The following is a 23,989-nucleotide window of genomic DNA, read 5'->3' as shown; positions in this document are numbered from 1 at the left end:
CTAAATACCGGCATGGCGAACCAAACTATCACAGAAGAGACTATTGCAGTCCATGGGCGCGGCTCACTTGTCCTGCCGTACAAAGTGCAGAACGCGAACGGTGAGCAAGTCGATATTTCCGACTGGTCGATCTACTTCGAAGTGGACGGCAATCCCTACCCAATCAGAGAGCCTTTGGTTCCCGATCCCAACGATCCTTTGGGGCAAAGAATTGTCTTAGAACGTCAACAAGTGGCGATGCTCACCAAGTCGCCATCGCGGTTCTCGGTGATCGATGAAACCAACATGGGAGACGATCTACCCTACGTCCTGTGGGAAGGCACTATCAAGCGCACTGGATACGTTGGCGAGCCAGATAATATACCAGACGCGGGGGACTAATGGCAGTCACGACAACCATAAAAGGTACGGGTAATACCGCTGCCGTAATCACCACTCTCTCGCTCGGCCAAACGCGGATCGGGGTCCACGGAAGTGACACTCTCATTACTGCGATGCAGGGGCCTAGAGGTACACAGGGGCCAATTGGTCTGACTGGTGCAGATGCTTATGTGATCGCTCAGCAAAACGGCTTCACGGGCACAAGGCAGGAATGGCTTGCATCGCTCGTCGGCCCAAAAGGCCAAGAAGGAATTAGTGCCTTTGCAGTCGCACAAGCCGAAGGCTTTGCTGGCACTGAAGCGGAATGGCTGGCTTCCCTTGTAGGGGCGCCCGGACGCGACGGTACCAACGGCGTAAACGGCGCCAATGGCGAAAAAGGCGAGGACGGTGACGATGCTTATCAAGTCGCGCTGCGAAACGGCTTTGAAGGCACTGAGCAAGAGTGGCTAGACAGCCTTGAAGGTACAGGCGGTGGCGGCTTTGCTGCTATCGTGAACTTAGATGAGTACGAAGGCCAGATTGCTGGTGGCACCGGCATCAACCTCATCGTCCCGGTTGCTGAAGGCGATCCGCCCATTGAGCTTACCGAAAGCGCTCAAGTTACCATCCCAAGCAATGATCCAAATTCGGGCATCGCTATCTGGGCCAAAAGCACAACGTCAGGCATCGCCATCGTGCTTGGACTGGTTAAGACAGGAGCGACCGAACCTGTTGATCCTGTAGACCCTGTTGATCCAGTTGATCCTGTTGATCCAGTCGAACCGGACTTGTCGGGTTCGGGTACCGTTTATGGTGCGCCAGGTACGGTATTTCCTCTCGGCATCTATCTCGCGAACAGCACTTCTTCATTCACGATTGATTATCCGAATGGCTTCCCTCTCAAGGTCGAACGCCAAACCGAAACAATCGTACCCGTACAAAGCCAATGGACGACCCCTGCTACCGGCTACCCTTACGCGGTAACTGGCGGGGCAGTTTCGCCAAGCACGACCCTAACAGTGGTCGGCAATGGTGTTTCAGCAAGCAATGGCAACATCCGTCTAGCCAAGGGCACCTTCTTACAGTCACAGCCTCTAGCGCTGGACTTCCCGCCTACTGCTGACGAGGCCACCACGGAAACACCATCGACGTTCAGATTGTCGTTCAAGGGTGTCATTCCAACGAACTCCATTCCGCCTATCTGCTCACTATACGATTACGGAATTGGCCGCTTCGAATTCGGCCCGCACTGGGATGGCAATACCATGTTCGCCTTCTGCGGGCGCGGCACTGCCAACGAAACGAAGATCTACAGCGATGCTGGCGCAGCTAGGGTGCTTGGTACGAACCAACTCTACGAATGCGAGTACACGGACAATCCAGACGGTGCCGGCGGCTTCATCACATTTTACATCGATGGCGTCCAATTCGGCGCGTCGAAACCAACGCCTACTAAGCTGCGCCTAACCCGCGCGATGATGCTTGAGGTTAACGCCTCGGCCAGCAACACCAACGACGCCACGAACAACCTAGAAGTTGAACGAGTTGGCGTGTCCTTTGGGCAAACTATGGCGGGCAGCGCGTATGAAGATGTCGCTGCCGGAGCAATTAGTGTCGCTGACCTAGAAGCGCTCGTTGTTGACGCTAGAGAATACAGCACAGAGCAAGCGCCGGTTACGGTAAGCTACACCGCCGATGGCACTCAAACCTATGACATTGAAGTTGTGGTTGGCGAAATGTCCGTCCCGGCTAGCAGTGCTTACAGGGTGGTACTTGAGGACTGGTCAACCGGAACGGCAGCACCACAAAGCAATGAGCTGATTATGACGAGGCCAGCAGCACAAAACTGCCGCTTCGAAGATGCAACGCTTTACGGCTCACAGTCCACATGGACCGAAGTGCTTCCGCAAGGACCTGTGCCAAACATCAACGGCATCAATTACTACTGCGAAGGCATCCGCATTGGCGAATATACCCAGCTACAATTCGGCTACGATTGGGACCAAACCCAAATGCCAGCCAACCCGTTTGGTGATCCTTCAAACAAGGAAAGCTACATGGTCCCGCACAAGTGGGCCATTTACGATGTGGAAGGCACTTTGCTTGGACGCATTGAGCAGCCGGATGGCGAACCCCTGAACAGCAATGCCGATAATCCATGCTGGTCTGGTTCGCTGGACGGTCGCGGCGTTGCAATCATTACGGAAGACAACAAGTATTACCCGCAGGGCACCGTCAGAAGCGGTATTATTTGGCGTTCACACGAACCTGTAGCTTACGAGCAGTCGCATATCTGGGACACTGTTCCAACTTACGATCTGGCCGTGCCGTTTGCTTCACAGACAGGCTACTCCGTCAACGGCGGCGACATGCGTATCTTTGGCGAGGCGCAGGTAAACGGCTTCGCGAACTACCGCTGGATGCCTTGGGAAAGCAGCACCTATGATGGTGTGGTTCAAGCTGGCGCGAATACGCTCAACCCGTGGAAGGTCGGCAGCAACGAGACAGGACAGGTACCCAACGCTGCTGTTTGGCTGAAATACACGCCATTCAACCAGCAGGGGCGTTCGCCAATTACAGGCCCCGGCGGTACACGTGACGACCGTCAAATGATGCCTGAGCCTGTGGCTCGTTATGCGCGAGACGTAAGCACAACTCGCGCACATGATAACCGCCCGATGAAGCAAATCGCGCTGGACTATCTGACAGGCTACGCAAGCGATCCATACCACTGCTTTGAGAATGGTCGCCTAACACCGCTGTTCAAGAATGCACCGCACCGCAGTATCACGATGCGAAACCACTACTATGGCGCTGGCGAAGCATCTACACCGGCAGAGAAGGCTTACTATGCGCAGGGTGGCCGCCCTTACGAATGGGCAACAGGCTACAATCCGCTGACCGTCCAAGTGCCTTATGGCGGCGCGTCAGCTAATAAGCCTATCTTCGGCACCAACCAAATTGACGACGATCACGCGCACCAATTCCCGCATTGGGGTTCGCTACTTTGGCAGACGCCAGAGTTCGCGATGCTAGGTACCAAGTTCTTCGATCAGTCGAGGCTCTACCGCAATGCGATCCTGAACAGTGATAACGCTTCCATGTTCGCAGAGCGTGGCGCAGCTTGGAAGTTCAACCACGCTACGATGGCTTGGAAAACTGCTTCAAGAAACTCATCGCGCCTCTACAGCCGCAAGGAAGTCCTCGATTGGGTGGTGTTCGACTTTGAAGCATTCCACGATCTGCACTTCGCGAGCAGCCCTGGATTCCTAAATCCGCCTGCATCGATCTCGGGCGCAGATACCAATTTGAAGGTCATGGCGGCCACGCAATACTTCGGTCCGTGCTTGGCAGACGGCAACAGCGTCTACCAGCATGAGTTCTACATCGGTTATTGGCTGTCGGCGCTACAGGTTGGCGAGAAGCTAGGGTTCAATGACGCAATCCGTGGTGCGTCTGCAAAGGCGCAAGCTGTTCTGGATTGGCTAATCGACATTCACGAAAAGCGCATCACAGGCCGTTTGAATGGCGGTATGCTGGTGAACGCAGGCGCAGAAAACTACCTCTGCCCAATCTGGACGAATGCGCAGATTACCGCAGCCAGTGGCAACGTAGCCAACCTACCGCACACCTTCGCGGCAGTAGCTACCGCACAGGGCGCTAACGCTGCGCCAAGCTGGGATACGTTCAAGTCCGGCAGCAATGTCTACGACAAGGACGGACAGGCTATGGATCAGCTTTTAGCTGGCCCTTCCCTGCTTCGCGACATGGGCCGCAACAGTCAGGAAGTCATCGACGCTGAAGCAGTTGCGATTGCCTACCGCCAAGAGAAAATCGACAGCGAAACAGCGCGAGGAACCGGCGTAACAGGCGGTGCCGGTAGCGCTTGGTTCAAGTACCTGCAGACGACCAATAACGTGCCATACCAACCGGGATAATGGCACGTTGTTAGGTAAATAAGTGCATGAAAGCGCTGCGCAAACTCTGGACCAAATATCGCACTGTCGTTGATTGGTTCAAAGCGAATGCGGGCTACCTAACTGTCATTCCAAATATACTGCTCAGCAGGCCGGTCCTGAATATCATTCTCGCCGCGTTGGTGGCCTTCGGTATCTTTGGCCCTGAGACAGCAAACAACGTCAAAGAGGCCGTGCTTGGTTCAGACCTCGCCCAAACGATCGAGGTAATCGACCATGCCAACTAATCCAGAGACTGACACAGAAATGCGTGACCTGCTAATTCGCTTGGACCAGCGAGTGGACGATGGTTTCCGCAACCTACTTGACCGCCATGATGCAACTGATCGCAGACAGGACGGGCATGAAACGCGCATTAGAGCGCTCGAAGAGTGGCGCATTGCAATCAAGGGCGGAGTTCAAGGCGCGGGCATTAGTTGGAAGATCGGCTCAGCCCTAGTCGGCGCGTTGATCGGCGCGCTAAGTGTGATAGGCTTTCAGCTTGCCGTGGTGCCGAAAGCAAACCCCACTCCGGCGCACCAGACCGTGAAGGTCGAATCCAAATAAAAGGGGGCTGACCTTTCGGCCAGCCCCTAGTCTACTATCACCCCTAGGCGTAACGGGGCCGCTCACTAAAGCGTTTGATAGAGTCTCGTTAAGCCTTCGCAGTTTCCTTCAAGAAGCCATCCTTCACCCTTGTTGGCAGAGTGTGGATGGTCACTTGCGGACCTAGCTTGTACACCTTTTCCTTCTTCCCCTCGCGCCGTTGATTGGCCAGCGCGTGGAAATTGCTATTCAGCTTGTCTAGGTATGGGTTAACGGAATTCACTGCATTTGGCATGGTACCATACAGCTTGATCTTACCGTCCCGATACTCGCCCCAAATAACGACATAATCGCCATTCTCGACCGCTTGCGAACCGAGGATTTCCTTACCAATCTCAGCGAACGGCTCGACGTTTTCGACGTAAGCCGAGTACCCGTGATTAGTGCGGGTGCTGATTGATCCCTTCTTCGTCACAGGCTCTTCAGTGAGACCGCTATAATGCCTGTCCGCCAACTCCAGAGCCAGCAACTTGGTGTCACCATCGAACTTGTACTTTTTGATGAACTCGGCAGCATCCAAGGGCTTTACCTTGTTTCGCTTCAACTCCCGAAACACCGCTGCATATTTGTACGCAGATCGGTTGATTTTGAGAGAACCATCCTCCTGCGCTCGCCCGAAAAGCAGATTGACGACTGCGACCCAAGGATTGCTCTTTTGCCGCATATCACGTTGCAAACAGTTGGCCTTTAGCTGCTCATCGAGCGGAGCCTTGTCCTTCTCGTCAAGCTGCATGATGAGGTCAGCAATCCAGTAGGCGCGGGCAAGTCGATCATAGAGCTTCTTCTGCTCATTCGTCGTGAACTGGCGCTCACGCTCATGGGCAGCTTTCTGCTCTACGTCTTGATAGACGCGGAACGTCATCACCGTCTTTTCCAGATTGTCGGCAGTTACTTCAAGGTCAGATTGGATTTCATTGATGCTAAAAGAAGTGTCAGTCATTCCATACTCACAAGTAGTAGCAAACGGCTACCGCGCAGGGCGAGTTATTCGCCTTGGTGAGTAAGCTGGCTTCGAATCCAGTAGAAGGGACACTCCCCAAACTCAGATAGTATCGGCAGTGAGTTAGTACCGATGAGCAGGAGGTATCACGGAACTGGAATCCGTCAAGCGTTTTTCATGGTTAACAGGAAATTGCGCTGTCACGAGTAGTGATAACCCCGTTGGCTACTTCGCTACAAATCGGGGGAAGTGTCGTTAGCGCCAACGGGGGCTGGTACGCGCCAGCCAGCTATTTAACCGCCCTCGCCCCTTTTCGTTTGACCCCTATTTTGGCCCTAAGTCCATAAATATATTGACTTAAACGCTTTCGGGGGAATGCAATGAATTATCCTGTATTAGAACTATCTCGATTTGATCGAATTCACCGCACCAACCATATCATTGACGCCTGCAAATATCCTGCCGCCGATGATACTGAATCAGTCCACACCATGGCACATTATATGGCGGATTGCTTGTTCCGCTTGAAGACAATGGGACAAGAGCCGCGTTACTGGAGTTTTGCCAGCTTTAGTGCAAAAAGGCACGACAAGTCGGCCATTCGCCTCAACAGCGCTTTAGTACTCGAATACAGAGACAGCGCCCGCGCTTCCGTCCTCGCGGAGTTAACAGACATTGGGTTGGCACATTGGATTATTGATACGGAGTCACCAACCGAAAATCGCTTCGCAGTCATATTTCCACTGGCCAACCCAATCCTCAATGAAAACAGATCGAACCGTTACACCCGCCTGGCAAGCGTACTGCTTCAGCAGATCGGCGTCGCTGGTGCCGTTGACGGCTGCAATGCCAATACGTTTCTTATCGCCCCTCGCCCTACTGCGCTCGTACAGGGCTTTGCAGGGGACATTTTAGACCCTGAACCCTACATCAAAGATACTGCCGAACTTCTCGCACAAGCAAACAGCTTCATCGACCGCGTAAAGTCAGAGGACAATGACGATGATGGACTGTTTGAATGGGGAGGTGCAGCATGAAGATCGAAGCTCTATTAATCGCAGATGCCGATGTTCTAATCCAAGCACGGAAGGACAAGTTGCAAGCCATCCAGAATGGCTACAAGGGCGAACTAATCGAGTTACTAGACCGGACTATTAAACTGTTCGCGGATGCCGCCAGTGAGGTAGCTAGTAGACATCCAGATTGCTTAGATTAAACTGGCAACCGGGTTCACGCTTTTGTACTAGTAGAGTGCGATATAGTTTAACTAGATCGCTTCTCGTCTAAAACGGAAACCGGTGGGATATCGAACAGCCTGATTGATCGGTTGACAGACTAGCGCCTTAGCGCAGAATGGCCTTCGCTCATACGGAGGCCATTCTTGTGAATAAAAAGCGTTCAGGTCCAAAGAGGACCATTGCCATGGCGGGCCTTGATGATTTCAACCGCCGATTGGAGGAACGCTTTCCGCACGTGAGTGAGACCACCCTCCCCAGCGACGAGGACATAAGGGCGATCTACGAGTTTGGGCGCTCTTACATACGCGAAGCTGCCGATGCACCGGATGGCCCTGTGTTGGCGTTCTGCGCAGTACATTGGCCTAACAACGGGCCAGCCTTATTGGGAATGACGTTCGCGTATAATGCACGGCATCGCAAAGACCCGACAACGGGTGACGCCTTGTTTTACCGCATGTGGACTGAGCAGGAATATGGCGAGGTCCAGACGAAGGAACAGATGCAGCAAGACCTTGCTCGCTACTGCTTGGCGCATACGCCCGGCCCTAAAGCGGTCTTCTGACACTCAAGGCGATACCTCGACCAAGGGGCCGAGGCATCGTTAGCCCTGCTCAAAGTCCATCCCTCGAGCGGCAAACAGAAGGGTGAGAGTTTTCTCCCACCCTTTTCCATAACTTCTACACAGGGTTGTCCTCTAGCAGCGTAGCTATGTTGCCAGTATGTTCCGCAACATGGCGTCATTCAAAAATAACAGCCTCACGGACCTCATACGCAATGGCTATTGGCTTAGGCTTGTCTGCCCCTGTGGGCACGAAGCCAAGGTGGACCCTGTAACGCTACGCACTCAGCTTCATAAAATGGGCAGGAGCACCGAGCTACATCGCCTAGGGGAGAGCATGAAATGTCAGAAGTGCGGCAAGCGCGACTTCAACCCTGTAGCGTGCTTTGGCCCTGAGCGATGGTCTTAACTGTGGAAAGGACCGGTGGCCCTACCGTGCGCTTTCGTGCTGAGCTATAACAATGACATGAACGATGTAATCCGCCCGCGCCCCTACTATGCCGCTCGCAAATACGGGCCATCTGCAACTGGGCTTAGTCTTGGCGAATGGTCATTCTTTTCAGTTGAGGGGGGGCGTGAAGAGCGCGTTGACTGGAACATGAGCGCGATTTCGTGCGCTACTAAAGTTCGACAAATGCGAGGGGCGTTCAACGGCAAAACCTACCTTTGTCGGAAACAGGACGGGATATTGCCGGACTACCTCTAACCCGGCTGAGTTAGCTCATTACGATTTTTCGCGGACACAGTTGGCCGTATCGTCGAAGGCGGTGTCCTCAACGGTGACTTGACCGTTTCTACTGAAAATGTCGTACGTCACGGAGTATTCTCTTTCGGGATTTTCCAATCGCATTGTAAACTGATTCTGTTCTTCAGAACTAGCATCATTATAATGCGAACTGGCTTTGTAGCTTTTTAGCTTAAAGCCTTGGTTATTCAGCCGTTCGTTGAGCGATTTTATCAATTCATCGTTAGTATCGATAATCCACGAAGCGTAAGTTAGCCGACCATCGCAAAATAACAACCAGTACTCTTTTTCCGCCGTCTTCACGATCTTCGTAGCCGAATCCGGCGTCAAAGGCTTTATGGTAAAACGGTTATCCGAAGCCGTCTGATTAAACTCATCTTCCGACATGCCTTGATGAATTCCATGCGAAAGCCAGAATTTGTCCCATGGCTTCTCCGCGATTGCTTGGGTAGAAAAGCAAAAAATAACCCACCCCAATACTACATGTCGCATGCCATTAACTCCTAGAACCGTCGGCTCACTGCTCGGCATTGTCCTGTAACTGAACCGATAGTTATGTCGTCGTCGCACCAGCCTTTGTCTCGGCCGCATTCGGCTTTTTCAGCTTCTGTCGGCGGACGAGAGAAAGTCAGCTGACCACCCCCAGTAAGACGGTTAATTTCGACAGTCAGACCCGTTACGGGTGGAGCATCGGCGTTCTTAGGATCCCAGATCGCGTATAGAGCTATCGCTTGGAAAGGGTTCTCGTACGCAAAACGAACTGCGCTATCTGAAACCTCAAATACTTCCAAAGCGAGCGCAGAGTTCAACCCATCTACAACCGACCTAGGCGTTTCCCGAAATCCGTATACCTGAACAGTTTTCTCGAAGTCGCATTCGACGAATTGCATTGCCTCGGGTGCCGCCTGACTATTTGCGGTACTGGAGGTTCCTAAAATTACTATGGCCAGCCACCACCATCGTAGTTTGCCCGACTGTGTCATCATATCCCCCAATAATTTACACTAAATGGACGTACCACTTGTCGAAAAATATCGAAACTCCAATTGCTATTCGAATAGCTAGATAGTTCAAAATGCTTAACAATTGTGAGGTGATCTCAACCCCTACGGAGCAATGGCATCAATCGGGGTAAGTTCGTTCGCCAAGCTCTAAATTATCTCTACGACTATCACGGTCGGAAAACTGTCTGGTAACTTCTGATGCCACATATTGCGCGCCCATTAGTATCTCACCTGTTTCTACCCTGCTCGGCGAGGGTGCAGTATAGCGGCTTTTCACGAAGTCTGGGAAAGTCGACACGACCCGCATGACACGATCGCCATCAAATTGACCGCAGAGTTCAGCAAGGCGCTTTGTGGCGGCCTGCAGGTTATGACCGATAGCTTTTCGGTTACTAAGTTCCTCGTTCGAAACCCCTAGTGCGGCTAGACCAGCCTTTAAGGCCAGTTCTGTCCCAAGCAATGCACTCTGGATCGTACCGCGATAATCATACGCTTTGGTTGCCGTGGCGGCTGCGGCCTCCAATTGCACATGCGCCCGCCAAATTAGATCTCTCCCCCGGGGGTCGATGGTGCGCTGATGACCAAACTCACTCCATCCGTACCCAAAATCAAGTATGTCGATCGACTGGTCTTTGAACCGCGCGAGATCAACAGTGCTTTCGGCCAGCCACCCCTTTTGAAAATCATTCAGATCAAGCATCTGCCAGAAGTCGATGCGTCCTTGTCCAAATCCGACCGGAGCATACAGCTGGCAAAACATGTCTCGGAATAAAAAAGCTCCCAAGTGCATTCCGCCGACCTGCAATTCCCTCGGAACGAAGAGAAGTTCATTGATGCTAATGGCACGCTCAACAATCGGAGGGGCGCCAAAGCCTGCTAGGATGTAATTCTCGTGTCCAAACTCCCGCAACGCTCGCTGAACGTTTGACAAGGTCCGTGTTGAGGGTTCTTCACCAAGTCGAATGCCCTCATCATCTGCGCGTTTTAGCGCATTCATAATGCTTTCATCGCTAATGTGCCGGTCAGGGTCTGGCGCAGTCGATAACGAGCCATGACAGTGCTTGTAGCGCTTACCGCTTCCGCAAGAACACAAGCTATTTCTCATCTAGAACTCAAATCTCACCCATTGAGCCCTCGGATGCCACCTTTCCTAACAGCCTCCTAGGAGAAACTGCGAGAGTTTGTCCGCTCAGCCACCCACCACTGGCGCGCTACTCTTGCTGCGCTTTCGAGTACAAGTCGCATAGCTCGGACAGATATGCGTGGTTTGGCTCATGTCCGAAGAACTGCTTCAGCCATTCCGCTTCAGCGTGCATGAAATTCAGACGGACCCCATGCGCCTCAAGGTCATCGGCTTTCATCAGCAGTCGGAATGAACCAGCTGCCTGAACAGAGGTAAGTGCGGCCTCCGAAAGAACGGCTTGGAGCGCCGTGATTTCTAAAAAAGGTCCACAATGGACGGTTTTTTCGTTCGGGTTTGGAGCAAGCATCACTGCCCCCTCGGGCGTTGCATGCCCAGCCAGTTTGCAAAGCTGCTCGTAGGCTGCTCTTCGCTTCTGTCCCGTGAATTGGTCGCGATCATCAAGAGCTTGGCGGATCACCAAAGGGGAGAACTGCCTCTTGCGGTCTCGATCCGATAGCGTACGCCATTGTGTCACCAGTGCGGCATCAGACGTGAAGTAATCAAGCAGGAAAGCAACCTCTAGAACATCACGGATGTGGATCGCTGCCGCCTGATAGTAGCCTGAAAGCGATAACTTCGCGCACGACGCCAACGCATTAAAGCAGCGGATACCGAGATTTCCTAATGTCAGTTGATCGTCATCAGGATTGTCCTTCTCAGGGAGCAATGCTTGAAAGAGGTTCATAGCCTGCTCAATCATATGCAGATGCGACGCAAGGTTGGGTATCTCCCCAATGCGCCGCAGTGACTCCGTTCGGAGAGCTTCCTCGCCTGCGTAAAGCCGAGTCATGTTGTCTGGAAAGGTCATCGAAATAATCTATGCCGCCGTACAGCGCAAGAAAAGTGCTAGCCCAAGACCTGCTAATGAGTGGGCAACTGTTCTCGTAGGTTTATCGAGGACAAGACAACCTGAAAACCGGCGACGCCTTCGCCATTGATAAAATGTCGGGTTTGGCGGTTTGCGCCTGACGCTGAGGAACAGACTAGATGAACATTTGTTCAGCTGATGCTGGTGGGGTTGTCCCAATCACCTTGCATCATCGACACTAGCGACCCGTTCGATGATGCGCCCTGTCGCATCTGCCTTCATAGAGCGGCAGGGCACCAGCACCGCGAAATCTAGTTAAGCAAGCACTGAGAAGGCACGCTGAGGAACGTTGTGCAGGAACGGCTGTTCAAAGCGATGCTGGTGAGGCAATTCCGTATGCCTTGCGCTATAGAGCCTTCAACTTGTTCAAATGGTGCACCCAGTCTGGCCTACCTCCTTAGTTCGACTGGGCACCAGCACCCTTCGGAATAGTCACAGTGCTCCCCGAATGACGTGCTCAGGCTCGCTAGGATCAAGCACTTGCCAATGATATTCATTCGAGGGGCTGGTGTCGAACTGGCCCTGCGCCTTCAGTTTTTCGATTCGAACTGATGGTGTAGCCCTGCCGTTTCAAGCTTCCCTTGGCGGCAGGGCAAGCTTCCTCAATCGGACATCCGGACCTATCTCAGCGATGAGGTCAACCGGTATAGGACGATGGAACAGCCGCGGTCTACACGTTCAATCCATTGGAATGAGCAATCATCTTTCCGACCGACCTGTCGGGCGATTTTCAGGTGATGATCCATGATCGTTTTGAGGAATACGGACGAAAGATATTCCTCGACACTGCTGGACAGACAATGTCCCTCACATCGATCAATTCGCTGCTACAATAGCAGACGGTCAGGAAACGACCCCTTATCGGTCATTCGAATTAGCTGGACCGTATTCGTGAGAACTGAGTGGAAAGCTGACCGTTGGGCCGGATGCGCCAACGGGAACAGCGGGTCTCATGTTCGGTTCAACTATCATGCCGAACGGACCAATTCAGATGCTAATTGGGATCGCTGTAGCGATTAACCTGGCGAGCTGTTCAGACGGGCTCAAAAATCCGAGCGGCCAGGAGCCGCATGAAACGAAGGCGGAATCGGAAAATGGCGATAATGCGCCGTTCGCTGTTTCCGCACTGAGTCGACAGATGCCTCCCATGCTATCCTCCATCACCGGATCGCTCGTGTTTTCCGATGGCTGCCTGCGGGTAGACAACGGCAACTTCGCCTATCCGGTGGTATGGGCGGCCGGCACCAGATGGGACGCTCGGACGCGCCGTATTCGAGATCCGAGAACTGGCGGCGCTGCGGCTGTGGGAACCGAAATCGAGCTCCAGGGCGGCGCAGTAACGGTTGATGAGAGTATCAACGAAGAACTTTCCGAACCTTTGCCGGAAAGTTGCTTGGGGCGCGTCTGGATGGGCATGCTCAATCTGCCGTCAGGCGACGTGGCGTTGAGGGCTACGATACGATGAAAAATTGCGCTTGGTTGATTGCCGGAGGACTCGTTCTCGCGGGTTGCGAGGGCGCGAATGGGCTGGACGTGCCGGGAGTGCCGGACGGTAAATTGCCGGGCGCCGAGCTCTACGACTGGCCGGTAATCCTGACGCGGAAGAGGCTCGACGCGATGGAGGCAAGCACTGCGGGCACGCTGATTCGCCGTGGGCCGTGCTTTCACCTCAGTTCAGGTCCGGAAGAAGCGGTGATCCTGTGGGAGGAAGGCACAATGATCAATCCCGCGGACGAGCGCGGCCTCACTGTTGTTTTGCCGTCCGGCCTGCACATAGCCGAAGGCGACACGCTACGCGGCAGGGGTGGCAATCTGCCTACCCGCCGACCAATCTCGGACTTCACCAATGAGCCTGTGCCGGACGAATGCGCTACCGGCAATGCGGTGCAACTTCACAGTGTCGAGATAGTGGAAACCGCTCGCAAAGACACGCCCGACGACCGCCCGCCTCCGCCTCCACCACCTGCGCCGTCCTTTCTCGACACCGTCAGACGTCACGCCGACGCTGGAGGCGCGGTAGCGGGAGACATCCGAGCCGTTGATGATCCGCGCGAGGCGCTGTTCATGCATGTGCTTTCCGAGATACGCGACGACCAGGGTCGCAGAAATGCCCCGGCGTGCCTGCGCGAAGTCGACAATGAACTTTTTGCGCGCCTTTCTCAGCGTTTCGACGAGCTATACCGCGCCAGCGAATGCCGTTGGATCGATGGCGGCGTGGTTCTCCGGCGGGACGAAAGAGAGGCCGTTTTTGTAAGTGCAAACCTCGATTGCGACGGAAACGAGCGATGTGTGGCAGAGGGTGCGCGAGTATCCGGAAATCTTGGTGGCGAAGGTCAAGGCTACACCCTGCAACCGGTCGCGGGCGGGTGGAAGATCAAGACGGTGGGCGTTTCTTGGATGTCATGATTACGCTGGGCACCTGTCTGGCTCTCTAGCGGCCCGCTCGCCATAATGTCCGTAATTGGTTCCGGATCGACCGATAGCAGACCATCAGCTTGCCACCCCAAATCGGCCATTCCCCTCACCTCGCGCAATTCCTAAAAGCTGCCACAAGCGGGAAAAGCTGCCGCTCACAGATAATTGTTCTTAGAATACAATGAGTTAAGCGCAAATTGGAATCGGCAACGACCCCATAAAACAAGCTACAGTTGCACAACTGGCTTAACTAACTGATAATAAGCCGCTTTCCTGATCTCCCGTTCTGTGAGTGGCGCAAGTATAATCTGAAAGCTGCCTTTCAGCTTAAGCCTCCATTCCCCCATAAGCAGAATCTCGAAGCGACCAAGGGTGCAGTCACAATGGGTTGCAAATGAAATCGCCGTAACCAGTCGTGATCGAGTTATGGGCAGACTGATGGCAAATCTCAACGTTTATCAGATTAGATCGTCGTAGGATCACGTGTTTACGGCTTTGCGACACTCGGTTATCTGCAACTTATGAGCGATTGTGGGTGCGGACCAACCGAAGTCGAAACGAAAGAGCAGCGCCGTGCCTTGTGGATCGCATTGATCTTAAACGGCATCATGTTCATCGTCGAAGTCACGGCGGGCATTATCGCTCAGTCGACTGGCCTGATCGCAGACGGCTTGGACATGCTAACCGACGCAAGCGCATACGCAATTGCATTGGCAGCAATTGGGCGAAGCGCGAACTTCAAGGCCAAGGCCGCAACGCTGAGCGGTAGCTTGCTCATGCTCGTCGGAATCGGAGTTCTTGCGGATGTCGTCCGACGTGCAATTGTCGGGACAACGCCCGAAGGCAGTTGGATGATCGCTATCGCGCTGGTCGCGTTGGTTGTGAACGTTGTTGTTCTTCGCCTGCTGAGTAAGCAGCGGCGGGACGAGGTTCACATTCGCGCGGCATGGATCTTTACGCGCGCGGACATCGTAGCTAACTCTGCCGTCATTGCTTCAGGCGTTGCGGTTCTGCTTACCAGTATCGGCTATTTCGACCTGGTTGTTGGCGCAGCGATAGGATTGTACGTTGTCAAGGAAGCGCTCGAAATTCTTCGTGAAGCGAAGAAAGCTCGGATAGAGAGCGAGTAAGGATAATTTCTCGCTCAACGGCGGTTTTCCGGAACCTCGTTTTCAAAAGCTGCCATACCGCTTCCCACCCCAATTTCGGACAATTGATTGTGGTTCTTAAATTCCCAAGAGCAGTCATTCACGACTGATTTTGCGCATACAACTCTATGGGATTGCTCCTACACGTGGAAAGCGCTGATCCCGCTCTACGCCAACGGCACCGAATTCGAATTTCGCGATGTCGATCCCGGCGCCCCCGATGGCCCGGCCAACATGGATTTCGTGCGCAAGGCCCACCCCGCGGGAAAATTCCCGGTGCTGGCGGACCGCGATGCCACCATTATCGAGGCGACCGCGATCGTCGAACACCTCGCCGTCCATCACCCGGGCCCGGCCCCGCTCATCCTCGCCGATCCGGCAGAGGCTGCCGTCGCCCGAATGATGGACCGGGTGTTCGACAATTACGTGATGGGCACCGCACAACTCGTGGTGAACGCCTATATCGCCGATGCGCAAACTCCCGATCTGGAGCAGCTCGACCTCGGACGCACGGGCCTGCTGCGCGCCTATCGCTGGCTCGAAGGCTGGCTGGCCGATCGCAGCCTGCCGCCTCACGTCAGCCTCGTCACCTGTGCGGCAGCGCCCGCGCTGTTTTACGCCGACTGGGTCGAGCGCATCCCCGAAGACTGCCCCCGCGTCGCCGCCCTGCGCGCCGAAATCCTCGCCTTGCCCCCGGTCGCCCGCTGCATCGACGACGCGCGCCCCTATCGCCACTATTTCCCCCTCGGCGCCCCTGATCGGGACTGATCGCATTCGAGCGTTCCGTGCTGGAAGCAGACGGGCAGATAACGACCCCATTGCGGACGTAGCTAGGCACGTTGAGTGCGCAGCTAGAACGGTGCGGGACGATGCAATTTTACGGTCAGTCGGTGGGGAGTGGCGAAGGTGATCTCAGCATCGCTCATGCTGTCGATGTTGATCGAAACGCGTTGATCATTGATCTCAAGATTGGTTGGCGGTTTCTGGCTAAACCTTTCGCGTAGGCCCTCTACGTCTAAGCAGGCTTCAAGAAACAACGCATCCTCAGCTACGCAACGAAAATCAATTGCCTCGTCATCGTTTAGAAAGGCACGATAGCGAGCAAGACCCCACCCCGCTCGGTCGAGATCATCGGGGCGATGATCAGAGATGGCGACATAGCCCTCGTCAGGACATTCGCCCGAAGGCTCTGTCGGACCAATCTGGCGTTGGTTATGGACCCCTCTTTTCCTATCGATCCACCAAACTTCCTTATCACTATCCTTCCCGGTCGGTGTCAGCCTGATGCGCCACTGTGTTCGCAGACATGGCAGCCCTTGGCGTATCGCCTGTTCGTTGAGGAGTAGGACGGAAGTGGGGCGGAAAATGCGGGGAGGCCAAAGGGTCTGGCTCACGATTGGCTGAGAAGAGCGCTCTTCGAGTATCAGGCGTCCAAGCTCTTCAACCGGAACCGAAGCTGGCTCCGGAATTGCAACGAGCACGGCCGAGAGAACGGCGGAAGAAAGAAGCGAGTTCATGCACATTTTCATTCGCTTGGTGGCAAAGTGCTGTCAATGATGATGCCTGCTTGCCAGTCTGTGTTCGCTTCCCAGTTCAAGTCGCGATGCTTTAGTATTGTTCGAAGAGTGGCCGGCCCGGAACCGACCCCATTGCGGCCGCTCCTTTCCACGCGAACGCCCATGCAATTCGAGCGAGATGTTCAGGTAAATTAGCTGCTAGCGGAATGGGTAGAAATGAAAGAGACGATCCTTCGAGAGACTAACTGTTCACCCGGTCGCGGATAGGGTCGTCGTACTTTTAACGTCACGCGATCGCCTGGCTTGAGGTCCAACTTTTCCAACTTCCATTTGCTCGCTCCGACCATGTCGAAAGAGTGGTGCGCGCAAGTTAGTGAGCAAACGCTTCTGCAAATGGCTAATACTTCGGCCGAGAGAATTCCGCGCGAGAGGATTTTTTCGATTTCAACCATGGAGCAGCACGAACTAAATGATCGCAGAAGTGCGAGCAAGTACGTCCCTCGGCAGGCAATACATTAGAATAGCGCGACAGATCATTTCGGTTTCCCACTCCAATTGCAGACACTACGGCCATTCGCACAGCGCCCAAAAGTCCACCGTATGATAATCGAGCACGCACGACTAAAGCGGTCCAGCTGCCAACGACCCCATTACAGACTTTCCACATGAGATATATCCGAACTATGATTCGACGCTCGCTGCCTCGGCATCGTGCATGAACGATTGGATCGCTTTGATGATAACTATTCTTGGGCGTCGCAATTCGAGTAGTGTGCAACTCGTCATGTGGGCTATCAATGAGATCGGTGTCGATTTCGAACGTTTGGACTATGGGCACGGGTTTAAGACGACCAATACTCCTGCTTACCTAGCTATGAACCCGATGGGCAGAGTTCCCGTTTTGCAGGATGGTCCTGTTACTATGTTCGAAAGCGCAGCGATATTGCGCTACCTTGGTGCCGGATACGGCAGCGAAACGTTCTGGCCGGCTTGTCCTCGATCCCGCGCTTCACTCGACGCTATTGCCGAGTGGGGCAAGAATACCTTTGCCGAAGGAGTTCTAAGGATATTCGTGTACGAAGTTCGAATGTCACCTGCCACTCGCGATCCTGCATTCTTGGCAGCAGCCATCGAAAACCTCATTCCTCTAGCTAAAATTTTCGAGGGATTTCTGCGGGGTAGAGAGTGGGTGGGAGGGGATCACTTTACTTTCGCCGATATTGCATGTGGCCACATCCTCCATCGCTATTTCAGTCTGGATTGGGACCGTCCCGACCTTCCAATGTTGCGGGACTATTATGAGAAACTCCAACAGCGGACAGCCTACCAACAGAATGCAATGGTTCCATTTGACGACCTCAGAGGTTCTTATAGGCCGCTCTGATTTCGCGTTTGGTCTACGGGAAAGTGAGCCCCGCTTGCGTCGCCCAGTCAAGTCCGCTTCCCACCCCAAAAGCAGTCGCTCTTGTGTAACGAGAAATACTATTTTATTTTGTGCAAATGGATCAGGAAAAGCGCGAGCTTCGTCATCAGTTGAAGAATGCCGAGCAGGAAAAACTCGCGCTTAAAGGCTTGGTGAAACGAGCCGCAGACGAGCTCGATGATCTGGCAGAAGCAGATTGCTCGGAAGAGGCCATTGATAACGCAAAGGCTCAGGCTGAGCGGTTTCGAAAGGTCATCGGCTCCAAAGCTAAGCAGTGACAGCCGTCCACCTGCTGCCGCAAGACCGGCGTGTATGATCATGAGCCAGGGCGCGATCCGGTTTCGAGCCTGCGTAATCCCGGAGGTTTGAATGCTATCGCCGACAACGCTTGCCGCCGCATTCGACCGGGTGTCGGAATACTGGTCGCCCAAGGTGATCGGTCAGGTCAACGATCAGCTTCTCAAGGTCGCAAAGCTCAAGGGGGAATTCGTGTGGCATGCGCACGAGGGGCAGGACGAGCTCTTTTACATCGTCAAAGGATCGCTTCGAATAGAGTTTGAGGACGAAGCCGTCGATCTCGAGCAGGGCGACTTCCTGACCGTACCCAGCGGCGTCCGCCACAATCCTGTCGCGCGGGAGGAATGCTGGGTGCTGCTGATCGAGCCAGCTGCAACAAAGCATACTGGTGAAGAGATCACATCGCGCACCCGCAGCCTTCAGGAACAGCTCGGCCAATAGCCGTACGGCTGCCTACTCCGTCCCACACCCGCCCTCGTCATTCCCGCGCAGGCGGGAATCCAGCCTTACGCGGCGCGTCATCGCCCTCTCGCCGATGACCGCAGCCGTCCCCGCCACCAGCCGTAGGACCCCCTCTCGAACAATCCTATTCTCTCGCTAAATACTTGACTTTCATGCATCTTTTCGGCATAGACCCCGCCGGATCGGGAGGGCGCGAAAGCTGGTGCACCCCCTTCCTTGCCCCCATGGCCCGCGACGGCGGTGTCCGGAAGGGCGACGCGGCCGGTGCGAAAGGCGCGGGCGTCCAGATCGGGATCGGATGACCTCATCCGGATCGCAAGGACACCTCTCCTCCTTCACCGGATGCGGCAGGCAGTACGATAGCGGTTGCGGGGCCCTTTCGCCCGCGCGGACAGCGGCAGGGGCTCCACGCTTTGTAAGGCGAACCCTCCCCGTCGCACCGATTGCCCATGTCGCACTCGAGTATAATCGGGGTTCAGGTTCGTGTTCATGCCCTGCCGCCTCAAGGCTACGGCAGTGCATGAAATATCCGTGCGAGGCGGCTTTACCGCCCCGTCGCACGAGGCCCGGCAGGCAGCCACGCGAACCGCGCCGACACGTCCCGGCCACCGCCATCCCGCTCCCGGGCTACGCCGCGCGTCTCGCGCAAGGTTCGCCCCGGCCGCGTGATCTTGTTCTATAGGCATTACAGTCCGGGCTCGCCGCCGGATGTTTTCGTGTGTGCGGAAACAACCTCATTGCCGAGCCGCTTGAAATTCGCGCATAAGGTACCTCTGTCACATGCGGGAGGCGCCTATGCATTTCATGCAGCTTCTGAAGTCGCTCGATGAACTTCTCTACGAGGTGATGAGCTGGCTGGTCTTCTTCCCGCTCACGCTCTGGCGAACACTTACGCAGCCCATCACGATGATGGAGTATGCGGACAGCGAACTGCATGATCCCGAAGAACAGCAATATGAGGATGCGCTCAGTCCGCCACTGTTCCTGCTTCTCGCGATACTGATCACCCAGGCCATTTCCATGTCGGTCGACTCCGGCACGAACACATTCGTCGCGGATCAGGCAGGCCTGGCGAGCCTGATCCAGGACGATACCTCGTTCCTGCTCCTGCGTCTGGCCGTTTTCTCGCTCATCCCGATGGCCTTTGCCGTAAGCCAGGTCGGCGGACGGAAAAGGCGGATGACCCGCAAGGGCCTTCAGGCTCCCTTCTATGCACAATGCTACCCCGTGGCTGCCCTGGCGCTGACGCTGGGCGTGTGCACCTCCATACTCTCGTCGAACACTGGCGAGGGGCCAAGACTGGCCGCGCAGCTTCTGATTGTCGTTGCGCTACTGCTGTTCCTGGCGCTTGAAATCCGCTGGCTGCGCCGGCGCCTACATTGCGGGTGGCTAAAGGCGACCGGAAGAGCGGCAGCCGCTTTTGCCGTAGGTATTTGCACTGCCATCGGGCTGGCTTGGCTTTTCACCTAGTGGTGATACACTTTAGCGGTCATCGTGACAGGAGATGCGCATGCGACTCGCAATTGCATTTGTCTCGCTATCGGCGCTTGTGTCGGCTCAACCCAGCCAGGCTCAGGCTCCTCCCGACATCGCGGATCTGGTCGGCGCCCGCGCAGCAGGCGGGGAGACGCAGCTGGAAGCGCGCGGCTACGATTACGTTCGCGGTCAGACAGGTGACGATCGCGTGTGGACCTATTGGTGGAACCCACGAACGCAGGTTTGCATAACGGTATCGACGGTCAACGGCCACTACGAGGCAATCACCCCCTCGCCCGCGCCGGATTGCGGCCAGGCCCAGACTCGCCCGACCACTCTTCCGGACAGACCGGTCCGCCCCATGCCAGTCCCCTCGGATCCCGATGCAGCAGCTTCGAACCTCGGCCTGGTATGTTTTGGCGAAGGCCAGCGGCCGCAGCTCGCGACGAAGTACGGCTACACCTGGGACGACAAGAAGGAGCGTTATACCTACGGCAATCGCACGGAACTCGCCGCCGAAGACTTCGATGCATCCGTGAGCATCCAGTTGTGGGACGGGGGCGGCCGGATCCGGCTTCCCAAGAAACTCATCCCGCCGCTCCACTCGCGCGGTCAGGATGGCTGGTGGAATCTCGACGCGGTCGTCGCCACGCGCGACACGATCACGGCGCAATATCGTCTCAACGGGCTCAACAAGCCCAGGCTTTCGATCGACCGCAGAAGCGGACGCATCTCTATCCGGGGCGCCTCCGATTATGCTTTTTCCGGCACTTGCGACACGGTGGATAACGAGCAGCGGCGCTTCTGACGGCTGCTCGTATCCCGCCGCCGATCCAGGCCCGGGAATTGAAAATTAGGTAATCCGGCCCGCCCGTGCTACAACGCAGTTGCTGACGTCGAATTATGCGACGGACTTCGGATTTTGACGACCGCCGCTTGCTTTCGATAGCCCCGGCGCAAACCAGACGACGACTTCCTTTCATCGGACGATTCTAAGCACGACCTTGCCGCATGCTGCGGCGGGGCAACCCCATGCGTTCTTGAAAGGAACTATCATGAGCAAGACCGGAACCGTAAAATTCTTCAACACCGACAAGGGCTACGGCTTCATCCAGCCCGACGACGGTTCGGACGACAGCTTCGTTCACATCAGCGCCGTACAGGCTGCTGGCATGAACTCGCTCGATAAGGACCAGCGCCTTAATTACGAAGTCGAAACCGGCCGTAATGGCAAGGCCAGTGCGATCAATCTGTCGGCTGCCGACTAAGCACCTGCCAAGGTCTCTTCCGCGTGCTCGTGCGACCCTGCACGCGGAAGGGGCACCCTACCCTATGACCACACTTTGCGGAGCGCTATCATGAGCCAGACATTCGAATTCTACGATACCCGTGCCCGCGAAGCTGCCGTCGAAGCAGAAGCGGCCACGCTCGACAACGTCAAGGAACGCAGCCTTCGCGCTGAAAAGACCTGGCGCGGCTTGGCCAATCAGGCCCGCAAGGTGAAAGCGGACCGCGAAAGGCACGAGAGCGAACGCCTCGCCGCCCGCCAACTGGCCGAAAGCGCCAGCCAGTAACAGGCGCCCTATCGGGCCGGAGCGCGTCAGCTGGAAGCTTACTTCCGGCACACGGCCCGCCCCGTTAGCCGACGTTAGCGTCTACCCCGACGCCTTCGCTTTCCGGCGCCAGGCATGCAGCAGCGGTTCTGTATATCCGCTCGGCTGCTCGACACCCTTGAAGATCAGATCCTTTGCCGCACTGAAAGCGGGACCGTCCTCGTTTTCCAGCAGCGGCCGGTAGAAGGGATCGCCAGCATTCTGGCCGTCGACCTTGGCGGCCATCCGCCGCAGGCTGTCCATCACCTGCTCCTCGGAAATCACGCCGTGCAGCAGCCAGTTGGCGATATGCTGGCTGGAAATGCGCAGCGTCGCGCGGTCTTCCATCAGGCCGACATCGTTGATGTCCGGGACCTTGGAACAGCCGACGCCCTGATCGATCCAGCGCACCACATAGCCCAGCAATCCCTGGCAATTATTGTCCAGTTCCTCGCGGATTTCGTCCTGCGACCAGTTCGTGCTGTCCGCCAGCGGAATGGTCAGCAATTCGTCCAGCTTTGCCGCGGCGGGCAGGCCCTTCTGTATCTCGAACACGTCCTCACGGTGATAATGGATCGCGTGCAGCGTCGCGGCGGTCGGGCTCGGCACCCAGGCCGTGTTCGCCCCGGCGCGCAAATGCCCGATCTTCTCGATCATCATCTGCCCCATCTGATCGGGCGCGGCCCACATGCCCTTACCGATCTGTGCCCTGCCCGACAGGCCGCATTCCAGACCGATCCCGACATTGCGCGCCTCATAGGCCTTGAGCCAGGCGGAGTTCTTCATTGCCCCCTTGCGCATCATCGGCCCCGCCCGCATCGAGGTGTGGATTTCGTCGCCCGTGCGGTCGAGGAAGCCTGTGTTGATGAAGACGATCCGGTCTTTCACCGCATGGATGCAGGCGGCGAGATTGGCCGATGTGCGCCGTTCCTCGTCCATCACGCCGACCTTGATCGTGTGCCGTTCGAGCCCCAGCAAATCCTCCGCCGCATCGAACAGATCGTTGGTGAAAGCGCATTCTTCCGGCCCATGCATCTTGGGCTTCACGATGTAGATGCTGCCGCAGCGCGAATTGCCATGGCGGCCCAGCTTAGCAACGTCCTGCGCGCCGATCGCGCTGGTGACGACGGCATCCATGATGCCTTCGGGGATTTCCTTACCGTCCCAGCGCATCGCCGGGTTGGTCATCAGATGCCCGACATTGCGCACGAACATCAGGCTGCGGCCGGGCAGCGAATGCTGTGCTCCCTTGTCGTCGGTCCAGACCACATCGCTGGCGAGTTCGCGCGTGACGGTGCGCCCGCCTTTTTCGAAACTCTCCGACAGGTCGCCGCGCATGATGCCCAGCCAGTTGCGATAGGCGACGAGCTTGTCCTCGGCATCCACTGCCGCGACCGAGTCCTCGCAGTCCGCGATCGTCGTCAGCGCGGCTTCGAAAACGATATCCGCGATGCCGAGCCGGTCCGTCCTGCCGACCTGGCTGTCGGGGTCGACGACCAGTTCGATATGCAGCCCGTTATGCCGGAACAGCGGCCCGCGATCCGTCCTGCCGATGTGCTGTGCCGGATCGGCGAGTTCGATGGCATCGAGGTCTGCGAGATCGGCCCAGCCCCCGCTGGCGAGCGGCACGATCTCGTCGAGCAGCCTGCGCCCTTCGGCGATCACCGCAGACCCGCGCTCCTCGTCGTAGCCGCCCGGCTTCGCAGGCGGCGCATCCAGCACGTCGGTGCCGTAAAGCGCATCGTACAGGCTGCCCCAGCGCGCATTGGCGGCATTGAGCAGGAAGCGTGCATTGAGGATCGGAACCACCAACTGCGGCCCCGCCATGGTCGCGATCTCGGGATCGACGTTCTGCGTGCCGATGGTGAAATCACCCGGCACGGGGACGAGATAGCCGATCTCCTGCAGGAATGCGCGATAGGCGCCGCCATCGTGCGGCTTGCCCGCCTGCTCGCCGTGCCAGGCATCGATCTTCGCCTGCAAATCCTCGCGCTTGGCAAGCAAGGCGGCGTTGCGCGGCGCGAATTCCTCCAGCAGCGCGGCAAAGCCCTGCCAGAACCCGTCGACATCGCGGCTCAGCGGGCCAAGCACTTCGGTTTCGATGAAATCGGCAAGCTTGGGGTCGGCTTCGATCCCGGCGCGCGTTACGTATTGTGTCATGAAACTCCTCGGGGGCAGATGCAGTCGTGGCAATGTCGGA

The 23,989-nt window shown here is 56.0% G+C and carries 25 protein-coding genes and 1 pseudogene; 19 read left to right on the top strand and 7 right to left on the bottom strand.

The genetic code is table 11. The annotated features are described in order from the left end of the window. Window positions 1-12 precede the first annotated feature (12 nt). From ACIGGE_RS16155 to ACIGGE_RS16140, 4 genes are read left to right on the top strand one after another with little or no spacing between them, the layout of a single operon-like run. A complete protein-coding gene (locus tag ACIGGE_RS16155) occupies window positions 13-381 on the top strand; it encodes a hypothetical protein (RefSeq protein WP_397491103.1) in 369 nt (122 codons plus the stop codon). After that, window positions 381-4,298, top strand: coding sequence for a hypothetical protein (locus ACIGGE_RS16150; protein ID WP_397491102.1), 3,918 nt, complete (start codon window positions 381-383; stop codon window positions 4,296-4,298). The genes ACIGGE_RS16155 and ACIGGE_RS16150 overlap by 1 nt, the downstream gene beginning before the upstream one ends. 26 nt (window positions 4,299-4,324) lie before the next feature. Then, on the top strand, window positions 4,325-4,564 hold the full coding sequence (locus ACIGGE_RS16145) for a hypothetical protein (RefSeq protein WP_196845761.1): 240 nt from the start codon (window positions 4,325-4,327) through the stop codon (window positions 4,562-4,564). Window positions 4,565-4,616: 52 nt separating this feature from the next. Further along, a complete protein-coding gene (locus tag ACIGGE_RS16140) occupies window positions 4,617-4,883 on the top strand; it encodes a hypothetical protein (protein ID WP_397491101.1) in 267 nt (88 codons plus the stop codon). 88 nt (window positions 4,884-4,971) lie between these two features. Here the strand turns inward: ACIGGE_RS16140 and ACIGGE_RS16135 are convergent, their stop codons facing one another. Beyond that, the gene (locus ACIGGE_RS16135) at window positions 4,972-5,862 is read right to left on the bottom strand and encodes a hypothetical protein (protein WP_397491100.1); all 891 of its coding nucleotides are present in this window, start codon (window positions 5,860-5,862) and stop codon (window positions 4,972-4,974) included. A 380-nt stretch (window positions 5,863-6,242) separates the two neighbouring features. Here ACIGGE_RS16135 and ACIGGE_RS16130 point away from each other — a divergent pair, with 380 nt between their 5' ends. The 3 genes from ACIGGE_RS16130 (at window position 6,243) to ACIGGE_RS16120 (ending at window position 7,662) form a co-directional block, all read left to right on the top strand. Further along, a complete protein-coding gene (locus ACIGGE_RS16130) occupies window positions 6,243-6,899 on the top strand; it encodes a hypothetical protein (protein ID WP_397491099.1) in 657 nt (218 codons plus the stop codon). Then, the gene (locus ACIGGE_RS16125; RefSeq protein ID WP_397491098.1) at window positions 6,896-7,078 is read left to right on the top strand and encodes a hypothetical protein; all 183 of its coding nucleotides are present in this window, start codon (window positions 6,896-6,898) and stop codon (window positions 7,076-7,078) included. Before ACIGGE_RS16130 ends, ACIGGE_RS16125 begins: the two co-directional genes overlap by 4 nt. Window positions 7,079-7,284: 206 nt before the next feature. After that, window positions 7,285-7,662, top strand: a complete 378-nt coding sequence (locus tag ACIGGE_RS16120) for a hypothetical protein (RefSeq protein ID WP_397491097.1) — start codon at window positions 7,285-7,287, stop codon at window positions 7,660-7,662. Between the two features lie 721 nt (window positions 7,663-8,383). On the opposite strand, the gene ACIGGE_RS16115 is transcribed toward ACIGGE_RS16120, so the two are convergent. The 4 genes and pseudogenes from ACIGGE_RS16115 to ACIGGE_RS16100 all read right to left on the bottom strand — a co-directional run bounded on the left by ACIGGE_RS16115 (window position 8,384) and on the right by ACIGGE_RS16100 (window position 11,399). Beyond that, window positions 8,384-8,896, bottom strand: coding sequence for a hypothetical protein (locus tag ACIGGE_RS16115; protein ID WP_397491096.1), 513 nt, complete (start codon window positions 8,894-8,896; stop codon window positions 8,384-8,386). A 630-nt stretch (window positions 8,897-9,526) separates the two neighbouring features. Continuing rightward, a complete protein-coding gene (locus ACIGGE_RS16110; RefSeq protein ID WP_397491207.1) occupies window positions 9,527-10,405 on the bottom strand; it encodes a hypothetical protein in 879 nt (292 codons plus the stop codon). 51 nt (window positions 10,406-10,456) lie between these two features. After that, window positions 10,457-10,513 (bottom strand): annotated as a pseudogene (locus ACIGGE_RS16105) (SEC-C metal-binding domain-containing protein); the annotation flags it as partial. 106 nt (window positions 10,514-10,619) lie between these two features. Next, window positions 10,620-11,399 (bottom strand): hypothetical protein, encoded by a 780-nt coding sequence (locus ACIGGE_RS16100; RefSeq protein ID WP_397491095.1) that lies wholly within the window; start codon window positions 11,397-11,399, stop codon window positions 10,620-10,622. 1,012 nt (window positions 11,400-12,411) lie between these two features. Here ACIGGE_RS16100 and ACIGGE_RS16095 point away from each other — a divergent pair. The 4 genes from ACIGGE_RS16095 (at window position 12,412) to ACIGGE_RS16080 (ending at window position 15,790) form a co-directional block, all read left to right on the top strand. Next, complete coding sequence (locus ACIGGE_RS16095; protein ID WP_397491094.1) at window positions 12,412-12,924, top strand: hypothetical protein; 513 nt, start codon at window positions 12,412-12,414, stop codon at window positions 12,922-12,924. Then, the gene (locus tag ACIGGE_RS16090) at window positions 12,921-13,865 is read left to right on the top strand and encodes a hypothetical protein (RefSeq protein WP_196845750.1); all 945 of its coding nucleotides are present in this window, start codon (window positions 12,921-12,923) and stop codon (window positions 13,863-13,865) included. Before ACIGGE_RS16095 ends, ACIGGE_RS16090 begins: the two co-directional genes overlap by 4 nt. 587 nt (window positions 13,866-14,452) lie before the next feature. Then, window positions 14,453-15,004 (top strand): cation diffusion facilitator family transporter, encoded by a 552-nt coding sequence (locus ACIGGE_RS16085; protein ID WP_397491093.1) that lies wholly within the window; start codon window positions 14,453-14,455, stop codon window positions 15,002-15,004. Window positions 15,005-15,091: 87 nt separating this feature from the next. After that, window positions 15,092-15,790 (top strand): glutathione S-transferase family protein, encoded by a 699-nt coding sequence (locus tag ACIGGE_RS16080; RefSeq protein ID WP_397491092.1) that lies wholly within the window; start codon window positions 15,092-15,094, stop codon window positions 15,788-15,790. An 83-nt stretch (window positions 15,791-15,873) separates the two neighbouring features. Here the strand turns inward: ACIGGE_RS16080 and ACIGGE_RS16075 are convergent, their stop codons facing one another. Next, window positions 15,874-16,539, bottom strand: coding sequence for a hypothetical protein (locus ACIGGE_RS16075; protein WP_397491091.1), 666 nt, complete (start codon window positions 16,537-16,539; stop codon window positions 15,874-15,876). Window positions 16,540-17,254: 715 nt separating this feature from the next. Here ACIGGE_RS16075 and ACIGGE_RS16070 point away from each other — a divergent pair. The 8 genes from ACIGGE_RS16070 (at window position 17,255) to ACIGGE_RS16035 (ending at window position 21,771) form a co-directional block, all read left to right on the top strand. Further along, window positions 17,255-17,923 (top strand): glutathione S-transferase family protein, encoded by a 669-nt coding sequence (locus ACIGGE_RS16070; RefSeq protein ID WP_397491090.1) that lies wholly within the window; start codon window positions 17,255-17,257, stop codon window positions 17,921-17,923. A 116-nt stretch (window positions 17,924-18,039) separates the two neighbouring features. Next, window positions 18,040-18,240: a hypothetical protein gene (locus ACIGGE_RS16065; RefSeq protein WP_397491089.1), complete on the top strand. Its 201-nt coding sequence runs from the start codon at window positions 18,040-18,042 to the stop codon at window positions 18,238-18,240. A gap of 91 nt (window positions 18,241-18,331) precedes the next feature. Continuing rightward, a complete protein-coding gene (locus ACIGGE_RS16060; protein ID WP_397491088.1) occupies window positions 18,332-18,700 on the top strand; it encodes a cupin domain-containing protein in 369 nt (122 codons plus the stop codon). 173 nt (window positions 18,701-18,873) lie between these two features. After that, window positions 18,874-19,023, top strand: coding sequence for a hypothetical protein (locus ACIGGE_RS16055; protein ID WP_397489127.1), 150 nt, complete (start codon window positions 18,874-18,876; stop codon window positions 19,021-19,023). Window positions 19,024-19,516: 493 nt separating this feature from the next. Beyond that, entirely contained in the window at window positions 19,517-20,191 is a 675-nt protein-coding gene (locus tag ACIGGE_RS16050) for a hypothetical protein (protein WP_196845743.1), read from the top strand. A gap of 40 nt (window positions 20,192-20,231) precedes the next feature. Beyond that, window positions 20,232-21,005 (top strand): hypothetical protein, encoded by a 774-nt coding sequence (locus tag ACIGGE_RS16045; protein ID WP_397491087.1) that lies wholly within the window; start codon window positions 20,232-20,234, stop codon window positions 21,003-21,005. Between the two features lie 247 nt (window positions 21,006-21,252). Beyond that, window positions 21,253-21,465 carry a cold-shock protein gene (locus ACIGGE_RS16040; RefSeq protein ID WP_103024320.1) on the top strand — a complete coding sequence of 71 codons (213 nt, stop codon included), beginning with the start codon at window positions 21,253-21,255 and terminating at the stop codon, window positions 21,463-21,465. Window positions 21,466-21,555: 90 nt separating this feature from the next. Beyond that, window positions 21,556-21,771 (top strand): hypothetical protein, encoded by a 216-nt coding sequence (locus ACIGGE_RS16035; protein ID WP_196845741.1) that lies wholly within the window; start codon window positions 21,556-21,558, stop codon window positions 21,769-21,771. Window positions 21,772-21,852: 81 nt separating this feature from the next. Here ACIGGE_RS16035 and ACIGGE_RS16030 read toward each other — a convergent pair whose 3' ends face one another. Continuing rightward, window positions 21,853-23,949 (bottom strand): malate synthase G, encoded by a 2,097-nt coding sequence (locus tag ACIGGE_RS16030; protein ID WP_397491086.1) that lies wholly within the window; start codon window positions 23,947-23,949, stop codon window positions 21,853-21,855. Between the last annotated feature and the right edge of the window lie 40 nt (window positions 23,950-23,989).

The organism is Qipengyuania sp. NPDC077410 (genome assembly GCF_044543405.1).
GTDB classification, from domain to species: domain Bacteria; phylum Pseudomonadota; class Alphaproteobacteria; order Sphingomonadales; family Sphingomonadaceae; genus Qipengyuania; species Qipengyuania pacifica.
Note: the sequence above shows the minus strand (reverse complement) of the source record. Positions and strands in the feature narration are given on the sequence as shown.

Excerpts from the sequence above, each read along its gene's own strand:
- ACIGGE_RS16155 (WP_397491103.1), top strand. The coding sequence starts at position 13 with ATGGCGAACCAAACTATCACAGAAGAGACTATTGCAGTCCATGGGCGC.
- ACIGGE_RS16150 (WP_397491102.1), top strand. The coding sequence starts at position 381 with ATGGCAGTCACGACAACCATAAAAGGTACGGGTAATACCGCTGCCGTA.
- ACIGGE_RS16145 (WP_196845761.1), top strand. The coding sequence starts at position 4,325 with ATGAAAGCGCTGCGCAAACTCTGGACCAAATATCGCACTGTCGTTGAT.
- ACIGGE_RS16135 (WP_397491100.1), bottom strand. The coding sequence starts at position 5,862 with ATGACTGACACTTCTTTTAGCATCAATGAAATCCAATCTGACCTTGAA.
- ACIGGE_RS16130 (WP_397491099.1), top strand. The coding sequence starts at position 6,243 with ATGAATTATCCTGTATTAGAACTATCTCGATTTGATCGAATTCACCGC.
- ACIGGE_RS16125 (WP_397491098.1), top strand. The coding sequence starts at position 6,896 with ATGAAGATCGAAGCTCTATTAATCGCAGATGCCGATGTTCTAATCCAA.
- ACIGGE_RS16120 (WP_397491097.1), top strand. The coding sequence starts at position 7,285 with ATGGCGGGCCTTGATGATTTCAACCGCCGATTGGAGGAACGCTTTCCG.
- ACIGGE_RS16115 (WP_397491096.1), bottom strand. The coding sequence starts at position 8,896 with ATGCGACATGTAGTATTGGGGTGGGTTATTTTTTGCTTTTCTACCCAA.
- ACIGGE_RS16110 (WP_397491207.1), bottom strand. The coding sequence starts at position 10,405 with ATGAATGCGCTAAAACGCGCAGATGATGAGGGCATTCGACTTGGTGAA.
- ACIGGE_RS16100 (WP_397491095.1), bottom strand. The coding sequence starts at position 11,399 with ATGACCTTTCCAGACAACATGACTCGGCTTTACGCAGGCGAGGAAGCT.
- ACIGGE_RS16095 (WP_397491094.1), top strand. The coding sequence starts at position 12,412 with ATGTTCGGTTCAACTATCATGCCGAACGGACCAATTCAGATGCTAATT.
- ACIGGE_RS16090 (WP_196845750.1), top strand. The coding sequence starts at position 12,921 with ATGAAAAATTGCGCTTGGTTGATTGCCGGAGGACTCGTTCTCGCGGGT.
- ACIGGE_RS16075 (WP_397491091.1), bottom strand. The coding sequence starts at position 16,539 with ATGAACTCGCTTCTTTCTTCCGCCGTTCTCTCGGCCGTGCTCGTTGCA.
- ACIGGE_RS16070 (WP_397491090.1), top strand. The coding sequence starts at position 17,255 with ATGAACGATTGGATCGCTTTGATGATAACTATTCTTGGGCGTCGCAAT.
- ACIGGE_RS16065 (WP_397491089.1), top strand. The coding sequence starts at position 18,040 with ATGGATCAGGAAAAGCGCGAGCTTCGTCATCAGTTGAAGAATGCCGAG.
- ACIGGE_RS16060 (WP_397491088.1), top strand. The coding sequence starts at position 18,332 with ATGCTATCGCCGACAACGCTTGCCGCCGCATTCGACCGGGTGTCGGAA.
- ACIGGE_RS16055 (WP_397489127.1), top strand. The coding sequence starts at position 18,874 with ATGCATCTTTTCGGCATAGACCCCGCCGGATCGGGAGGGCGCGAAAGC.
- ACIGGE_RS16050 (WP_196845743.1), top strand. The coding sequence starts at position 19,517 with ATGCATTTCATGCAGCTTCTGAAGTCGCTCGATGAACTTCTCTACGAG.
- ACIGGE_RS16045 (WP_397491087.1), top strand. The coding sequence starts at position 20,232 with ATGCGACTCGCAATTGCATTTGTCTCGCTATCGGCGCTTGTGTCGGCT.
- ACIGGE_RS16040 (WP_103024320.1), top strand. The coding sequence starts at position 21,253 with ATGAGCAAGACCGGAACCGTAAAATTCTTCAACACCGACAAGGGCTAC.
- ACIGGE_RS16035 (WP_196845741.1), top strand. The coding sequence starts at position 21,556 with ATGAGCCAGACATTCGAATTCTACGATACCCGTGCCCGCGAAGCTGCC.
- ACIGGE_RS16030 (WP_397491086.1), bottom strand. The coding sequence starts at position 23,949 with ATGACACAATACGTAACGCGCGCCGGGATCGAAGCCGACCCCAAGCTT.